This window comes from Stenotrophomonas sp. A3_2 (genome assembly GCF_036624925.1).
GTDB lineage: Bacteria > Pseudomonadota > Gammaproteobacteria > Xanthomonadales > Xanthomonadaceae > Stenotrophomonas > Stenotrophomonas hibiscicola.
Genome location: NZ_JAZKVY010000241.1, coordinates 1 through 16887, shown reverse-complemented (window position 1 = coordinate 16887; position 16887 = coordinate 1). Strand labels below are relative to the sequence as shown.

The 16887-nt window shown below is 67.9% G+C and carries 14 protein-coding genes and 1 pseudogene; 10 read left to right on the top strand and 5 right to left on the bottom strand.

Going from position 1 to position 16887, the window contains the following annotated elements; all coding sequences use genetic code 11:
• Positions 1-426: 426 nt before the first annotated feature.
• Complete coding sequence (gene tyrS / locus R5H29_RS09845; protein ID WP_021203122.1) at positions 427-1638, bottom strand: tyrosine--tRNA ligase; 1212 nt, start codon at positions 1636-1638, stop codon at positions 427-429.
• A gap of 167 nt (positions 1639-1805) precedes the next feature.
• Between tyrS and R5H29_RS09840 the strand changes: the two genes are divergently transcribed.
• Together R5H29_RS09840 and R5H29_RS09835 are read left to right on the top strand one after the other, a co-directional pair.
• Positions 1806-3278: a peptidoglycan DD-metalloendopeptidase family protein gene (locus tag R5H29_RS09840; protein ID WP_021203123.1), complete on the top strand. Its 1473-nt coding sequence runs from the start codon at positions 1806-1808 to the stop codon at positions 3276-3278.
• 65 nt (positions 3279-3343) lie between these two features.
• Positions 3344-4471: an anhydro-N-acetylmuramic acid kinase gene (locus R5H29_RS09835; RefSeq protein WP_111101789.1), complete on the top strand. Its 1128-nt coding sequence runs from the start codon at positions 3344-3346 to the stop codon at positions 4469-4471.
• A 79-nt stretch (positions 4472-4550) separates the two neighbouring features.
• On the opposite strand, the gene R5H29_RS09830 is transcribed toward R5H29_RS09835, so the two are convergent.
• From R5H29_RS09830 to R5H29_RS09820, 3 genes are all read right to left on the bottom strand, one after another.
• Positions 4551-4781 (bottom strand): hypothetical protein, encoded by a 231-nt coding sequence (locus R5H29_RS09830; RefSeq protein ID WP_005407775.1) that lies wholly within the window; start codon positions 4779-4781, stop codon positions 4551-4553.
• Between the two features lie 77 nt (positions 4782-4858).
• Complete coding sequence (locus R5H29_RS09825) at positions 4859-6232, bottom strand: AmpG family muropeptide MFS transporter (protein WP_019661780.1); 1374 nt, start codon at positions 6230-6232, stop codon at positions 4859-4861.
• The gene (locus tag R5H29_RS09820; RefSeq protein ID WP_049480353.1) at positions 6229-7029 is read right to left on the bottom strand and encodes an exodeoxyribonuclease III; all 801 of its coding nucleotides are present in this window, start codon (positions 7027-7029) and stop codon (positions 6229-6231) included. The genes R5H29_RS09825 and R5H29_RS09820 overlap by 4 nt, the downstream gene beginning before the upstream one ends.
• Positions 7030-7191: 162 nt before the next feature.
• On the opposite strand from R5H29_RS09820, the gene pyrE reads away from it, so the two are divergent.
• The 8 genes from pyrE (at position 7192) to R5H29_RS09780 (ending at position 16689) form a co-directional block, all read left to right on the top strand.
• Entirely contained in the window at positions 7192-7851 is a 660-nt protein-coding gene (gene pyrE, locus R5H29_RS09815) for an orotate phosphoribosyltransferase (RefSeq protein ID WP_005420471.1), read from the top strand.
• An 18-nt stretch (positions 7852-7869) separates the two neighbouring features.
• On the top strand, positions 7870-8532 hold the full coding sequence (locus R5H29_RS09810) for a hypothetical protein (RefSeq protein ID WP_155028836.1): 663 nt from the start codon (positions 7870-7872) through the stop codon (positions 8530-8532).
• A gap of 221 nt (positions 8533-8753) precedes the next feature.
• Complete coding sequence (locus R5H29_RS09805) at positions 8754-8846, top strand: potassium-transporting ATPase subunit F (RefSeq protein WP_005407770.1); 93 nt, start codon at positions 8754-8756, stop codon at positions 8844-8846.
• Between the two features lie 12 nt (positions 8847-8858).
• Positions 8859-10568, top strand: coding sequence for a potassium-transporting ATPase subunit KdpA (kdpA, locus tag R5H29_RS09800; RefSeq protein ID WP_332329116.1), 1710 nt, complete (start codon positions 8859-8861; stop codon positions 10566-10568).
• A gap of 10 nt (positions 10569-10578) precedes the next feature.
• The gene (gene kdpB, locus R5H29_RS09795; RefSeq protein ID WP_332329115.1) at positions 10579-12636 is read left to right on the top strand and encodes a potassium-transporting ATPase subunit KdpB; all 2058 of its coding nucleotides are present in this window, start codon (positions 10579-10581) and stop codon (positions 12634-12636) included.
• Positions 12633-13283 carry a potassium-transporting ATPase subunit KdpC gene (gene kdpC / locus R5H29_RS09790; RefSeq protein WP_155028835.1) on the top strand — a complete coding sequence of 217 codons (651 nt, stop codon included), beginning with the start codon at positions 12633-12635 and terminating at the stop codon, positions 13281-13283. The genes kdpB and kdpC overlap by 4 nt, the downstream gene beginning before the upstream one ends.
• 51 nt (positions 13284-13334) lie before the next feature.
• Positions 13335-15995, top strand: a complete 2661-nt coding sequence (locus R5H29_RS09785) for a sensor histidine kinase KdpD (protein ID WP_332329114.1) — start codon at positions 13335-13337, stop codon at positions 15993-15995.
• Positions 15976-16689 (top strand): response regulator transcription factor, encoded by a 714-nt coding sequence (locus tag R5H29_RS09780; RefSeq protein ID WP_005420506.1) that lies wholly within the window; start codon positions 15976-15978, stop codon positions 16687-16689. The genes R5H29_RS09785 and R5H29_RS09780 overlap by 20 nt, the downstream gene beginning before the upstream one ends.
• Before the next feature lie 103 nt (positions 16690-16792).
• On the opposite strand, the pseudogene R5H29_RS09775 reads toward R5H29_RS09780, so the two are convergent.
• Positions 16793-16887: pseudogene (locus R5H29_RS09775) on the bottom strand (DNA-binding response regulator); the annotation flags it as partial.

Below are 16887 nucleotides of genomic sequence, written 5' to 3'. Positions count from 1 at the left end.
AAACGTCTGCAAGATGGACAATCATCCTTCCTGCAGGCGCCTTCACAAGATACCTGCGCATACTTTCAAAGATCCGGGGAAGTGGCCTCAGCGCCATTCCCGTGTGCTGCGAAGTTTCCTTCGTAGCGAGCCGCCCATTATGCCAGACTTTTTCAGTCCGTCAACACCTTCGTTCGATCATCTCGTTCGGCGGTGGTGGGCGCCCTGTTGTCGCTGAAGCCCCTTGGCGGCGACCCCTGCGACGGGGGAGGAGAAGTATGTCCCCATTCCCATCATTTGTGAAGGGGGTGTGGCGATTTTTTTCACCGGATGTTGCATCTGTTCATGCGCCGCGCTGCGGTAGGAACCCGTGAAGAGCAGCCGAGCGTGGGCTTGGCTCTACAAGAGCATAAGGAAGGGCCGGCTGGCGCCGGCCCTTCCTTGATGTCAGCCAGCGATCAGGCGTACGCGGGCGAAGGTGCGCTTGCCTACCTGCAGCAGGCCTTCGAAGCCCGGCTGCAGCACCTGCTGGCCGTCTTCGACCACTTCGCCATCCACCTTCACCGCACGCTCCTTGAGCTTGCGGTTCGCTTCGGAGTTGCTCGGAGTCAGGCCGGCCGCGGTCAGCAACGCGGCGATGCGCAGGCCCTCGGCCGGAATCGCCACCTCCTGCAGCGGCAGCTGGGTGATGTCGCCCTGCCCGGTCACCGCCGCTTCCCAACCGGCGATCGCCTGTTCGGCCGCCGCGGCGTCATGGAAGCGGGTGGCCAGTTCACGCGCCAGGCGCAGCTTGACCACGCGCGGGTTCAGGCCGCCATTGGCCACCTGCTCGCGCAGCTGCACGGCCTCGGCCTGGCCGATGTCGAAGGACAGCAGCTCGATCCAGCGCCACATCAGGGTGTCGTCCACCTTCATTGTCTTGGTGACGATGTCGATGGCCGGCTCGCTGATGCCAATGTAGTTGCCCAGCGACTTGGACATCTTGTTGACGCCGTCAAGGCCTTCCAGCAGCGGCATGGTCAGCACCACCTGCGGCTTCTGGCCGTGGTGTTCCTGCAGGCCACGGCCCATCAGCAGGTTGAACTTCTGGTCGGTGCCGCCGAGTTCGACGTCGGCCTCCAGGGCCACCGAGTCGTAGCCCTGCACCAGCGGGTACAGGAACTCATGGATGGCGATGGACTGCTGGGCGGCATAGCGCTTGGCGAAATCGTCGCGCTCGAGCATGCGCGCCACGGTGTGCTGGCCGGCCAGACGGATCATGTCGGCCGCGCCCATCTTGCCGAACCACTCCGAGTTGAAGCGGACTTCGGTACGGCTGCGGTCCAGCACCTTGAAGACCTGCTCCTCGTAGGTGCGGGCGTTGGCCAGCACATCGTCGCGGCTGAGCGGCTTGCGGGTCAGGCTCTTGCCGGAAGGGTCGCCGATCATGCCGGTGAAGTCGCCGATCAGGAAAATGACCTGGTGGCCGAGGTCCTGGAACTGGCGCATCTTGTTCAGCAGCACCGTATGGCCCAGGTGCAGGTCGGGGGCGGTGGGGTCGAAGCCGGCCTTGATCCGTAGCGGGCGGCCTTCCTGCAGGCGCGCACGCAGATCCTCGAGCTTGAGGATCTCGTCGGCACCGCGGCCGATCAGGGCAAGGGCTTCTTCAATCGAGGACACGTGACTACTCCCGGCAACGCCGATTCTTGTGTGGGGTGTTAAAGCAAAGTTAACCCGATTGGCTTCACAAAAGCCAATGGGCACAAGGGTTTGACGCGCTTTTATCAGGTGTCTATGGTAACCGGCGATCAGGCCCGCGCTCCCGGGCTGCAAGGAAAGAACCGCCGATGCACAACTCCGAACAAGGGCGCGCACGCAAGCAGCGCTTCCAGGAACGCCTCCACGTCCTGCACGACAACGCCCTGCATCGGAAGCTCAGGCAACACCTTCCCGCGGCCTTCAATGAGCGCTGGACCCGCCGCCACTGGGTGCATGCCAGCCTGTTTGCCACCATCGGCGCCCTGGTGGCGACGATCGTGCCGGGCTTCTCGCACACCATCGACGCCCCCTTTGCCGACAGCCATACCAGCCTGGCACTGCCGTTGCCGCCGCTGACCATGGCCCGCCAGCAGCAGGTGCCGGGCGACAGCTGGCAGGTGCTGCGCGTGCAGCGTGGCCAGACCCTGAGCGACCTGTTCGACAAGGCCGGCATTCCGGCCACCACCCTGCACCGGGTACTGGACCACCCGGGGGCGCGCGAGGCGCTGACCAAGCTGCGCCCCGGTGCCGAGATAGCCTTCGACATGCCGCTGTCCGGCGACCTGCGCAGCATCCGTTTCGACCGCGATGCCGACAACCGGGTGGAACTGAGTCTGGTTGGCGATGACATCAAGGAGAAGGTGACCCGACGCGAGACCTCCACGCGCACCGTGGTCACCAGCGGCGAGATCACCAGTTCGCTGTATGCCGCGGCCCGGCGGGCCGGGCTGTCGCCCTCGGCGATCGCGACGATGACCGACGAGATCTTCAAGTACGACATCGACTTCTCCAAGGACCTGCAGCCGGGCGACCGCTTCAGCGTGGTGATGGATGAAACCTGGCGCGAAGGCGAGAAGGTGGACACCAGCAAGATCCTGGCGGCGACCTTCACCACCGGCGGCAAGACCTATTCCGGCTTCCGTTTCGACCGCAACGGCAAGGCCGAGTACTACGACATCAACGGCCGTTCGTTGAAGAAGAGCTTCATCCGCATGCCGATTCCGTTCGCGCGGCTGAGCTCGACCTTCGGCGCGCGCAAGCACCCGGTGCTGGGCAAGATGCGCATGCACAAGGGGGTGGACTACGCCGCGCGCACCGGCACCCCGATCATGGCCGCCGGCGACGCCCGCGTGCAGTTCGCCGGCGTGCAGCGCGGCTATGGCAACGTGGTGATCCTCGATCACGGCCGCGGCCATACCACCCTGTACGGGCACATGTCGCGCTTTGCGAACATCAAGACCGGCCAGCGCGTGGCCCAGGGCACGGTGATCGGCTACGTCGGCTCGACCGGCCTGGCCACCGGCCCGCACCTGCACTACGAATTCCGCGTCAACGGCGAGCACCGCAACCCGCTGACCGTGACCATGCCGCCGCCGGAGCCGCTGAAGGGCGCCGAGCTGGTCGCCTTCCGCGCGCAGACCGCGCCGGCGATGGCCCGCATCCAGGGCATGGAGAAGCTGATCTACGCCGATGCCAGCCCGGCACCGACCAGCCGCGACGAGGCCGCCACCGAGGTTGCCAGCGCCAAGGACAAGCAGGCAACCGGCCGCAAGCGCGGCTGAGCCCCTTCGTTGACGAAGAAGGACGCGGCAGCACAAGCTTGCCGCGTCCTTTTTTTATGCCTGCCATGAACACACCTGCCGACGCTGACGCTCCCCTGTACCTTGGCCTGATGTCGGGCACCAGCGCCGACGGCATCGATGCCGCGCTGGTGCAGTTTCCCGCCGACGGTGGCTGCCGCTTCGTGCACGGGTTGACCGCCCGCTGGGAGCCGGTGCTGCGTGCGCGGCTGGTGGCGCTGGGTGAAGGCGGCCCGCTGGACTCGCTGGAGGAGCTCGGCGAGCTGGATGCGCGCATCGCGATCAACTTCGCCGAGTCGGCCAACCAGCTGCTGGCCGAAGCCGGCGTGGACCGCAGCCAGGTGCGCGCGATCGGCTCGCACGGCCAGACCGTGCGCCACCGCCCGCTGGCCGATCCGGCGTTCACCGTGCAGCTGGGCGACGGCAACCGCATCGCCGAGCTGACCGGAATCACCACGGTGTCCGACTTCCGCCGCCGCGACCTGGCAGCCGGTGGCCATGGCGCACCGCTGATGCCGGCCTTTCACCTGGGCATGCTGGGCACCGCCGATGAGGACCGCGCGGTGCTCAACCTGGGCGGCATCGCCAACCTGACCCTGATCCCGCGCGAAGGTGCGGTGCGTGGCTTCGATACCGGCCCGGCCAACGCGTTGATGGATGCCTGGTGCCAGCGCCATACCGGCCGCACCTTTGATGCCGACGGCGCCTACGCCGCCAGCGGCGCGGTGGACGAGGGCCTGCTTGCCGGCTGGCGTTCGGACCCGTGGTTCGCGCTGCCGCCGCCGAAGAGCACCGGGCGCGAGCAGTTCCACCTGGCCTGGGCCGAGGCGCACATGGGGGAAGGCCAGTACGCCGCCGCCGATGTGCAGGCCACCCTGCTGGAGCTGACCGTGGCAACCGTGGCCGATGCGCTGCTGACGCAGCAGCCGCAGACCCGGCGCCTGCTGGTCTGTGGCGGCGGGGTACGCAACCGGCAGCTGATGACGCGCCTGGCGGCGCGGCTGCCGGGAGTGCAGGTGGAGTCCAGCGCGGTACACGGGCTGGACCCGGAATACGTGGAGGCGATGGGTTTTGCGTGGCTGGCGCAGCGGACCATGGAGGGACTGGCCGGCAACCTGCCGAGCGTGACCGGGGCCAAGGGGCCGCGGATCCTGGGGGCGATCCATCTGGCGTGAGGTGGCGCCATCCACGCATGGCGTGGATCTACCGGGCAGCCGCGCGTGGGCTCGGCTCTACAGCATTGCGGCGCGGCCGCTAATCGAAGCCCTGCCCTGCCGGCAGGGCCTGCAGGGCGGCGATGGCGTCGGAGAGTGCGTCCACTTCGGGATCGCCGAAGCCGGAGCGGACCTCCAGTTCACTGCTGAACAGGCCCTGCTCCAGCAAGGCGGCGCAGGTCTGTTCGTGAGTCCAGCCGCGGGCGACCGCGACGCGTTTGATGCGTTCCAGCAGCAGCGGGTCCAGGTCCCGCAGCACAACGTCGGCCATGCTCGCTTCCCCGTTCGCAAGGCACCGCCCCCTCGGCGCGTCGGGGCGATGATCCCGCAGACCGGACGGGCAGGCAATCAGGTCGAGCTGGCGGCCTGGCGACGACGCTGCTGCAGGATCAGCAGGGCGCACAGGATCACCACCGGGATCGCCACCAGCGCGGTACCGACGAAGAACAGCGCGTAGCCTTCCAGCAGCGTCCGGCCTTGTGCGAGCGCCTGTACCGACCACCCCGAGAGCCCCTTGAGCGCCTTGCCGGGCATCGCGTAGAACGAGCTCAGCAGCGCGTACTGGGTTGCCGTGTATCCGATGCTGGTCAGGCTGGACATATAGGCGATCAGCGCCGTACCGGCGAAACCGCTGGCGAAGTTGTCGATGGCCATGGCCACGGCGAAATGGGTTGTGTCCGGGCCGGAATAGGCCAGCCAGGCAAACGCCAGGTTGGAGGCCGGCCCCAGCACGGCGCCCACCATCAGCGCCGCCAGCACGCCCCAGCGCACCGAAACCAGGCCCGCCGCAGCAATGCCGACGAAGGTCGCGACCAGGCCCACCGAGCCACGCACGGCGCCCACGGTGTCCTCGTCCAGGCCGAGATCGACATAGAAGGGGTTGGCCATCGGCCCCATGACGAAGTCGGCCATGCGATAGATGCTGATGGCCACCAGGATCAGGATCGCGCCGCTGCGGTGTTCGCGGACGAAGGCGATGAACGGCCCGGCCACGGCGTCGAACAGACCGCGTGGCGTCCACAGCGAGGTCGCCTGTGCCTGCACGGCAGCCACTTCCCGCGCGGGCTCGCGGGCCATGAGCACGGCCACCACGCCAAGCGCCATCAGCACGGCCATGATCTCGTAGGAGACCTGCCAGCCGACACGGGCCGCGATGATCAGGATCAGCGCATCGGTGACCAGCAAGGCAGTGCGGTAGCCCAGCGCCGAGGATGAGGTCAGCAGGCCGAGCTGCTCGCTGTTGTCAGCGCTTTCGATGCGCCAGGCATCGATGACGATGTCCTGGGTGGCCGAAGCAAACGCCACGATCACGGCCATCACGCCGAATACGACGATGTGCTGCCAGTCGACACCCAGGAACTGGATCTGGCCGCCCTTGGGCTGGACCAGTGCCATGCCGACCAGCCCCACCACCACGACCAGCTGCGACAGCAGCATCCAGCCGCGGCGGCGGCCGAAACGACCGAACAGAGGCACGTCGGTCTTGTCGACGATCGGCGCCCACAGGAACTTCATGGTGTAGGCCAACCCGACCCATGACAGGAAACCGATCGTGCTCAGCTCGATGCCTTCCTTGCGCATCCAGAAGCCGAGCGTGTTGCCCACCAGATAGATGGGCAGGCCCGAACTGAAACCGAGCAGCAGCATCGCCAGCACCTTGCGCTGGCTCAGGTTGGACAACACCTGCTGCCACGGTCGGCGCGGCTTGGCGGCCTCGGTCACAGGTCGTAGTCCACGGTGAACGGGGCGTGGTCGGAGAAGCGCTCGTCGCGGTAGATCGAACAGCTACGCAGTTTGTCGCGCAGGCCCGGGGTGATGAACTGGTAGTCGATACGCCAACCGACATTGTTGGCACGGGCGGCGCCGCGGTTGCTCCACCAGGTGTAATCCTCGCCGGCGGGGTTGAGCAGGCGGTAGGCATCGGCCCAGCCACGGCCGGCGGCGACATCGGTGGCCTGGCCATGGTCGGCGCACAGGGCGTTGAGCCAGTCGCGCTCCTCCGGCAGGCAGCCGGAATTCTTCTGGTTGGACTTCCAGTTCTTGATGTCCAGCGCCGAACGCACGATGTTCCAGTCGCCGCACAGCACATAGTCGCGGCCGCTGCGCGCCCACTCCTCCAGGATCGGCCGCAGCCATTCCATCACTTCGAACTTGAAGCCCTGGCGCAGGTCGCCCGAGCTGCCGGACGGGATGTAGAAGGAGACCACGCTGAGGTTGCCGTAGCGTGCCTCGATATAGCGGCCTTCGTCGTCGAACGGCGCCCAGCCCAGCGAGGTGATGACCTGATCCGGCTCGCGCTTGCTGTAGATCGCCACGCCGCTGTAGCCCTTCTTGGTGATGGCGTCGCGATAGAAGCAGTGGTGCCCGTCTGGACGGAACATCGGGTCGGTCAGCTGGTCTTCCTGGGCCTTGGTCTCCTGGATGCACAGGACGTCGGCGTCCTGGGCACGGAACCAGTCGAGGAAGCCCTTGGTCGCGGCGGAACGGATGCCATTGGCGTTGAAACTGATGATGCGCATGCAAGGGACCTACGACAGGAAACCGGGCAAGCATACCGGTTGCCCGCGGGGCTGCGCAGTCTGCCCGGCCAGGCCGCGACGCCCTTCACACGGGTCCGGACGAGCGCGAAACGCCCAGCTGGATTAGGATTTATGCTCCAAATGAAGATGAATCGAGTTTTGATGAGCGACCACCGCCACCGTTTCCTGCAGCTGGCCCTGACCGCCGACGCCCTGCGCTTCGGCCAGTTCACCCTCAAGTCCGGCCGGCTGAGCCCCTATTTCTTCAACGCCGGTCGTTTCGACTCCGGTTCGCTGCTGTCGCAGCTCGGCGCCTGCTACGCCGATGCCATCGATGCCAGCGGGATCAAGTACGACGTGGTGTTCGGCCCGGCCTACAAGGGCATTCCGCTGGCCACCGCGATGGCCTGCGAGCTGGCCCAGCGTGGCCGTGACCTGCCGCTGTCGTTCAACCGCAAGGAAGCCAAGGACCATGGCGAAGGCGGCCAGCTGATCGGCGCGGACATGAATGGCAAGCGCGTGCTGATCGTCGATGACGTGATCACCGCCGGTACCGCGATCCGCGAAGCGCTGGGCATCATCCGCGCCGCCGGTGGCACCCCGGCCGGCATCGTGGTGGCGCTTGACCGCCAGGAGATCGCTTCGGAAACCGATCGCCGTTCGGCGGCGCAGTCGGTGGCCGAAGAGGCCGGCATTCCGGTGATTGCCGTGGCATCGCTGGCCGATCTGCTTGATTTCGCCTCCGGCAACCCGGAACTTGTGGGTTACCGTCAGCCGCTGGAAGCCTACCGGGCCCAGTACGGCGTTCGTTCGATCCGCTGACCGACCAGGGGAAAGGTCATGTCCCGAGTTCCTGCTGTTCTCCTTGCCGGCCTGCTGCTGGCCATGCCGTTCACGCTGCCGGCGCAGTCGCGGGGTGGCGACAAGGTGGAGAAGAAGCTGTACTGCTGGAACGAGGGCAAGGAGCGGATCTGCAGTGATTCGCTGCCGGCCGATGCGGTCAATCACGCCCGCGAAGAGTTCAACGCGAAGAGCGGCCTGCGCAATGCGCAGGTCCAGCGCGCGTTGACCGACGAAGAGCGTGCCGCCGCCAGCACGGTGGCCGCGCAGCAGCAGCTGGACCTGATGGCTGCGCAGACCCGCCAGCGCACCGAGCAGGCGATGCTGACCACCTATGGCAGCGAGGACGACCTGCGCCGGGTGTTCGCCGAACGCCAGGAAGTGCTGGACAACAACCTGAAGACAGCCGAGTACAACGTCACCAGCCTGCGCGAATCGCTGGTGGCGCTGCTGTCGGCCGCCGGTGACCGCGAACTGGCCGGTGGCAAGGTGGCCGACAAGCAGGCCGAGGCGATCCGCCAGCGGCATGTACAACTGCAGTCGCAGCAGCGCCTGCAGGCCGGGTTCCTGCAGCAGCAGCAGGCGTTGAAGGCCGAAATTGAAAGCACCCTGCAGCGCTATCGCGAGCTGAAGGGCGTGGCACCGGCGAGCCAGGCCCCGTGATTCGCTTGTAGAGCCGAGTCCATGCTCGGCTCCGCGTGACCTTGGGAAAGAGCAGCCGAGCATGGGCTCGGCTCTACAGTAGTCGGCGCCTGGTTACGGGTTGGCCCACGGAATTTATGCACTCTTTACGCGTCGGCCCGGTCCGGCGCGTAGTGCGTTTATGGGCGGCAGGACGACGATGACGACCTGAGGTGGAGGGGTTCCACCAGGACGCTATTGCAATGTCCCCCTGGCTGTCGTTGTTGTGTGGCGTGCTGGTGCTGGTCGCCGCCGCCTATCTTCTTTATGTCGTGCTGCGGCCCGAGTCGTTCTGAGCGGAGCCGGCCATGACTGAGATGCTTGTGATTATTGCCGCCAGCCTGCTGCTGGCGTGGCCGCTGGGCCTGTACCTGGCCCGCGTGATGCGTGGCACGCCGATGAAGGTGGACGTGCTGTTCCACTGGATCGAGAAGCCGCTGTATCGGATGTTCGGTGTTGATCCGGTACGTTCGATGTCCTGGCGCGGCTACGTGCTGGCCTTCGTGCTGAGCAACGTGGTGGTCGCGGTACTGACCCAGGCGGTGTTCATGACCCAGGCCTGGCTGCCGCTGAATCCGGACCAGATCCCGAACATGCGCTGGGACACCGCGCTGCATACGATGATCTCGTTCCTGACCAACACCAACCAGCAGCACTATTCTGGCCAGGCGCAGCTGTCCTACCTCTCGCAGATGACCGGCATCACCGGCCTGCAGGTGGTGACGCCGATGATGGGCCTGGCGCTGGCGGTGGCCACGCTGCGCGCGTTGTTCTCGCGCGCGCCGCAGGCTGCGGCGGCCACCGGTGCCGGCGACGACCGCCAAGTGGCGGTGGGCAACTACTATGTGGATGTGGTGCGCCTGTGCGTGCGCTTCCTGTTGCCGCTGTGCCTGGTGTGGACGCTGCTGCTGACCAGCCAGGGCGTGCCCTCGACGATGGCCGGTGGCCCGCAGGCCTCGCCGATCGATGCCAGCGCCGGCATGGCCCAGCAGAAACTGCCGCTGGGCCCGGTGGCAGCGATGGTCGCGGCAAAGCAGCTTGGCGCCAACGGTGGCGGCTGGTACGGCCCGAACAGCAGCTTCCCGCTGGAGAACCCCACCCCGCTGTCGAACGCGCTGGAGATCGTTGGCATCCTGCTGGTGCCGATGGCGGTGATCTTCATGATCGGTACGTTCACCGGCCGGCGCCGGTTCGGCGCTCTGGTGTTCAGCTGCATGCTGGGCATGTCGCTGCTGTCCACCGGCGCGATGATGTGGAGTGAAGGGCACAGTGCCAGCGCCGCCACGCCGCTGCTGATGGAAGGCAAGGAGCTGCGCTTCGGCGCCGACGGCACGGCGCTGTGGGCCGCGGTGACCACCCAGGTTTCCAACGGGTCGGTCAACGGCATGCATGACTCGCTGGCGCCGCTGAGCGGCGGCATCGCGATGGTCAACATGCTGGTCAGCGCGATCTGGGGCGGCATTGGCTGTGGCCTGCAGCAGTTCATCGTGTACCTGCTGCTTGGCGTGTTCCTGGCCGGGTTGATGACCGGGCGTACGCCGGAACTGTTCGGCCGCAAGCTGGAAACGCCACAGGTACGCCTGCTGGCCCTGCTGGTGTTGCTGCAGCCGATCACCCTTCTCGTGTTCACCGCGATCACCCTGGCCGTGCCCGGGCTGGCCGGTACCTCCAACCCTGGCTTCCATGGCATCAGCCAGGTGTTCTACGAGTACGTCTCGGCCTACGCCAACAACGGCTCGGGCTTCGAGGGGCTGGGCGACGCCACGCTGTGGTGGAACCTGAGCTGCTCGCTAGTGCTGCTGCTGGGCCGCTTCCCGCTGCTGATCATCCCGCTGGTGGTGGCCGCACAGCTGGCCGCCAAGCGCCAGGCGCCGGAGTCTGCCGGCAGCCTGCAGATCGAAACCCCGACCTTCGCCCTGACCCTGGTCTCGGTGATCGTCATCCTGACCGTGCTGCAGTTCATGCCGGCGCTGGTACTCGGCCCGATCGCCGACCACCTCAGCCTGGGACTGCACTGAGGACACCCCGATGAGTACCCACGCAAGTTCCACCCGTAGTTCCCTTGCCCCGCGCCCTGCGCTGCTTGATGGCGCCGGCCTGCGCCGTGCGTTGATCGAGGCGGTGCGCAAGCTGTCGCCGATGCACCTGGTGCGCAGCCCGGTAATGGCGGTGGTGATGGCCGGTACGATCGTTGCCGCGATCGTCACCCTGACCGGCAATGCGCCGCTGGGCTTTGGCCTGGCGGTGACCGCGATCCTGCTGGTGACCGTGCTGTTCGGCAACTTCGCCGAAGCGGTGGCCGAAGCACGTGGCCGTGGCCAGGCCGCATCGCTGCGCCGCGCGCGCCAGGACCTGGTGGCGCGCCGCCTGGCCGCACCGCAGCCGGGGGCTGCGGAAACCCAGGTACCTGCCGCCGAGCTGCGCCCGGGCGACCATGTGATCGTCAGTGCCGGTGAGCTGGTGCCGGCCGATGGCGAGATCGTGCAGGGCCTGGCCACCATCAACGAGGCGGCGGTGACCGGCGAATCCGCGCCGGTGCTGCGCGAGGCCGGTACCGACCGTTCCGGCGTGATCGGCGGCACCAAGGTGCTGTCCGACCAGATCATCGTGCGGGTGACCGCCGAGCCGGGGCACAGCTTCCTGGACCGGATGATCGCGCTGGTGGAAGGTGCCAACCGTCAGAAGACGCCGAACGAGATCGCGCTGACCCTGTTGCTGGCAGCGATGACGCTGACCTTCCTGGTGGTGGTGGCGACGCTGCCTGCGATCGGCGCCTCCGTGGGCGTCAAGGTCGACCCGCTGTTGCTGATCGCGCTGCTGGTGTGCCTGATCCCGACCACCATCGGCGGGCTGCTGCCGGCCATCGGCATCGCCGGCATGAACCGTGCGCTGGCCGCCAATGTGCTGGCCAAGTCGGGCAAGGCGGTGGAGGTGGCCGGCGACGTCGACGTGCTGCTGCTGGACAAGACCGGCACCATCACCTACGGCGACCGCCAGGCCAGCCACTTCCATCCGCTGGCCGGCATCGACGCCAGCCAGCTGCGCGAAGCGGCGCTGCTGTCTTCGCTGGCCGACCCGACCCCGGAAGGCAAGTCGATCGTGCGCCTGGCGCGCGAACAGGGCTGCGCCACCGCCGAACCGGACCATGCCGACTACCTGGCCTTCACTGCCCAGACCCGGATGTCCGGCGTGGACCTGGAACATGGGCGGCAGATCCGCAAGGGTGCCGCCGATGCGATCCGTGCCCACGTGCAGTCGCTGGGTGGCAACGTGCCTGCGGAACTTGCAGGTCGCGTCGAGCAGGTGGCACGCAACGGCGCCACCCCGCTGGTGGTGGCCGAGGGTCGCCACGTGCTGGGCGTGATCGAGCTGTCGGACGTGGTCAAGCACGGCATGCGCGAGAAGTTCGCGCAGCTGCGCGCGATGGGCATCCGCACGGTGATGATCACCGGCGACAACCCGCTGACCGCCGCTGCCATCGCTGCCGAAGCCGGCGTCGATGACTACATCGCCGAGGCCCGCCCCGAGGACAAACTGGCGCGCATCCGCCAGGAGCAGGCCGGCGGCCGGCTCGTGGCGATGGTCGGCGACGGCACCAACGACGCCCCGGCACTGGCCCAGGCCGACATCGGCCTGGCGATGAACTCCGGTACGCAGGCGGCGAAGGAGGCCGGCAACATGGTCGACCTCGATTCGGACCCGGCCAAGCTGCTGGCGGTGGTGGAAGTGGGCAAGCAGCAGCTGATCACCCGCGGCGCGCTGACCACCTTCTCGCTGGCCAACGACGTCTCCAAGTACTTCGCGATCCTGCCGGCGCTGTTCGCCGCTGCCGTGCCGACCATGGCCGCACTGAACGTGATGCAGCTGTCGAGCCCGCGCAACGCAGTGCTGGCGGCACTGATCTTCAACGCCCTGGTGATTCCCGCCCTGATTCCGCTCGCCCTGCGTGGCGTGCGCTTCCGTCCGGCCACCGCCACCGCGCTGCTGCGCCGGAACATGCTGGTGTACGGCCTCGGCGGCGTGCTGTTGCCGTTCGCGGCGATCAAGCTGATCGACCTCTTCCTTGTCCTGGTATTCGGCGCATGAACCGTTCTGCTTCCACCTCTTCTTCCCTGTCCCGCGAACCGAAAGCCGAGGCCCGCGTGGCCAGCCTGCAGGACGGCGCCCGCTGGCGCCCGGCGATCGGCCTGGGCCTGGCCACCCTGCTGCTGGCCGGCGCGGTCTACGCCGGCATTGCAACTGGCTTCGCCGGCCTGGCCTACCCCACCCAGGCCGAGGGCAGCCTGCTGCGCGATGGCAGCGGCCAGGTGCGCGGCTCGGCATGGCTGTCGCAGCCGTTCACCGGTGACGGCTACTTCCAGGCGCGTCCGTCAGCGGCCAACTACGATCCGATGGCCGCGGCCGGTTCCAACCTGGCGCGCAGCAACCCGGCGTTGGCCGAGCGCGTCGCAGCCAGCACCGCGGCGGTGGCTGCACGGGAAGGTGTCGCGCCAGCGCAGGTTCCGGCTGACCTGGTCACCCAGTCCGGCGGCGGACTGGATCCGCAGCTGTCGCCGGCGGCGGCGCAGCTGCAGGTAGCACGCGTGGCGCGTGCCCGTGGCCTGCCGGTGGAGCGCGTGCAGGCACTGGTGCAGGCGCATACCGAAGGGCGCCAGTGGGGCCTGTTCGGGCAGCCACGGGTGAACGTGGTGACGCTGAACTTCGCGCTGGACCATGCGGCCAAGACGCCGTGATGCTGGGCTGCACCTGCTGCGCGCACAATGGTGGCCATGACAGCGGCCCCCATGACTGATGCACGTACCCGCCAGGCCGATGCCCTGGTTGAAGGCCTGCAACGCGAAGCCGGCGGCAAGCTGACCGTGTTCCTCGGTGCGGCGCCGGGCGTGGGCAAGACCTACGCCATGCTGACCCGCGCGCAGGAACAGCTGCGCCGCGGCGTCGACCTGGTGGTGGGCCTGGTGGAAACCCATGGACGCACCGATACCCAGGCCCTGCTGGAGGGCCTGCCGCAGCTGCCGCTGAAGGAAGTGGCCTACCACGGCCACACCCTGCAGGAGATGGACCTGGATGCCGTGCTGGCACGGCATCCGGCGCTGGTGCTGGTGGATGAACTGGCCCACCGCAATGCACCGGGCAGCCGTCACGAGCGGCGCTGGCAGGATGTGATGGAGCTGCTGGACGCCGGCATCGACGTCTGGACCACGGTCAACATCCAGCATCTGGAAAGCCTCAACGATGTGGTGATGCGCATCACCGGCGTGCGCGTCAGCGAGACCGTGCCGGATGGCGTGCTCGATCGGCTGCACGACATCGTGCTGGTCGATCTGCCGCCGCGCGAACTGATCGCTCGCCTGCAGCAGGGCAAGGTCTATGTGCCCGAACAGGCCGCGCAGGCACTGCAGGCATTCTTCTCGCCGGCCAACCTGACCGCGCTGCGCGAACTGGCCATGCAGGAAGCTGCCGACCGCGTCGACAGCAGCCTGCGCGAAGCACGCGCCGCACGCGGCGAGAGCAACCTGCCGCTGCGTCGCGGCGTGCTGGTGGCCATTGATGGCGGCGGTCAGAGTGAATACCTGGTGCGCGTGGCGCGGCGCATCGCCGAGCGGCGCGACGCACCGTGGACGGTGGTGACCGTGCAAGGGCGACGCCAGGACGAGGTGACCCGGCGCGAGATCGATGCTGCCTTCGCGCTGGCACGGCGCCTGGGCGGCGACGCCGAACTGCTGCACGGATCGAGCATCGCCGATGCCCTGCTCGACCATGCCGCGCACAATGGCGTATCGACCCTGGTGCTGGGCCGGACCCGCGAACGGCCGCTGGCGCGGATGTTCAACCGCACCCTGACCCAGCAGCTGATCCAGCGCGGCGCGCACTACGAGATCACCATCATCAGCACCCCGCAGGCACGTGCGCGCTCGCGCCGCGAGGGCCTGCTGCCGCCGATGCGCGGCATCAGCCATGAACCGGTGCAGGCACTGGTCGCCACCGCGCTGGCCTGTGCGGTGGCGTGGCTGGCCGAACACTGGGTGGGCATGGCCGACCTGTCGATGGTGTTCATCGTGGCGGTGGTGCTGGTGGCTGCACGCACGCGCGCCAGCGTGGCGGTGATGGCGGCGATCCTGTGCTTCCTCGCCTACAACTTCCTGTTCATCGCGCCCCGCTTCACCTTCGCCATCGGTGCACGCCAGGGTGTGATCACCGTGTTCCTGTTCCTGGCCGCGGCACTGGTGGCCGGGCGCCTGGCCTCGCGCCTGCGCATGCAGGTCATCGCCCTGCGTGCGGCCAACCGGCATGCGCGTGCGCGCCAGCAGCTGGGGCGGCAGCTGGCCAGTGCGGCCGGCAATGGCGAGGTGGCACAGGCGGGTCGGCACGCACTGGAACAGGCCATGGACGTACCTGCGTGGCTGCGGATCGGCGCCGATACCGCAACCGGTGGCCGTTCGCAGCCGGGCGATACCGATCTGGCTGCCGCCGACTGGGCGCTGCGCCACGGCCAGCCCAGCGGGCGTTTCACCGATACCCTGGCCGGCGCGCAATGGTGGTTCCTGCCGCTGCTGGACGGCGAAGACCGTGCGATCGGCGTGGCTGGCCTGTACCTGCCCGGCGCGCAGGCGCGCCTGCTGCCCGAACAACGGCAGCTGGCCGAGGCGATGGTGGATGACATCGCGCAGGCCGCATTGCGCACCCGCCTGGTGGCCGAACTGGAGCAGGCGCATGTCAGCAACGAAACCGAGCGGCTGCGCTCGGCCCTGCTCTCTTCGGTGTCGCACGACCTGCGCTCGCCGCTGGCGGCGATGATCGGTTCGGCCGACAGCCTGGCCAGCTATGGCGCGGCGATGGATACGGCCGATCGCCGTGCTCTGCTGGACACCATACTGATAGAAGGCGAACGGCTGGATCGCTACATCCAGAACCTGCTGGACATGACCCGCCTCGGCCACGAAGGGCTGAAAATCAACCGCGACTGGATCGGCGTGGACGAACTGATCGGCTCGGCGGCGCGGCGCCTGCAGCGCTACCAGCCAAAGGTGCGGCTGGAGCTGGACATTCCAGCCACGCTGGCACCGATCTGGGTGCACCCGGCGCTGGTCGAACAGGCCGTGTTCAACGTGATGGAGAACGCGGCCAAGTTCTCGCCGCCCGACGCCGCCGTGCAGGTACAGGCGCGCGAGCTGGACGGCCAGCTGCGCATCGACGTGATCGACGCCGGCCCCGGCATTCCCGATGACGAGCGCGCGCGCATCTTCGACATGTTCTACAGCGTCGAGCGCGGTGACCGAGGCCGCCACGGCACCGGCCTGGGCCTGACCATCTGCCAGGGCATGATCGGCGCACATGGCGGCAGCGTGCAGGCGCTGCCCGGACGCGACGGTCGCGGTACCCTGATCCGCATCACCCTGCCCCTGCTCAAGCCAGCCTCCCACGATGAGCCCGACCCCGATTGATGCCAGCGTGCCGGCCGCACGCGTGCTGGTGATCGATGATGAAACCCAGATCCGCCGGTTCCTGGACATCAGCCTGCGCGCGCAGGGCTACCAGGTGCGACAGGCTGCCACAGGCCAGGAAGGCCTGCAGCTGGCCGCCAGCGAGGACATGGACCTGGTGATCCTGGACATCGGCCTGCCGGACATGGAAGGCCATGAGGTGCTGGAGCAACTGCGGCAGTGGAGCCAGGTGCCGGTGATCATGCTGACCGTGCGCGCCGGCGAAGCCGAGAAGGTGCGCGCACTGGATACCGGCGCCAACGACTACGTGACCAAGCCGTTCGGCACGCAGGAACTAATGGCGCGCGTGCGGGCGCTGCTGCGCACGCGCAGCGTGCCGACCGATGGCACACCGCCGGTGTTCGACGATGGCCACCTGCACGTGGACCTGGTGCGTCGCGAAGTCGCCCTGCAGGGTGAGCCGGTGGCGTTGACCCGCAAGGAATACGCGCTGCTGTCGCTGCTGCTGCGCAATGCCGGGCGGGTAGTGACACAGCCGCAGATCCTGCAGGAGATCTGGGGGCCGACCCACCAGCACGACACCCATTACCTGCGCATCCTGGTCGGCAAGCTGCGGCACAAGCTGGGTGACTCAGCGCTGGATTCGCGCTACCTGTTCACCGAGCCGGGCGTGGGTTTGCGGTTCAAGGGGTAGTGGGGGGGGGGGGGGGGGGCCCGCCGCGGGGGGGGTGGGGGGTGGGGGGGGGGGGCCGCCGCCGGGCCGCACCCCCGGGGCTGTGGCCCCCCCGGGGCCCCCACTACCACTTGAACCGCAAACCCACGCGCGGCTCGGTGAACAGGTAGCGCGAATCCAGCGCTGAGTCACCCAGCTTGTGCCGCAGCTTGCCGACCA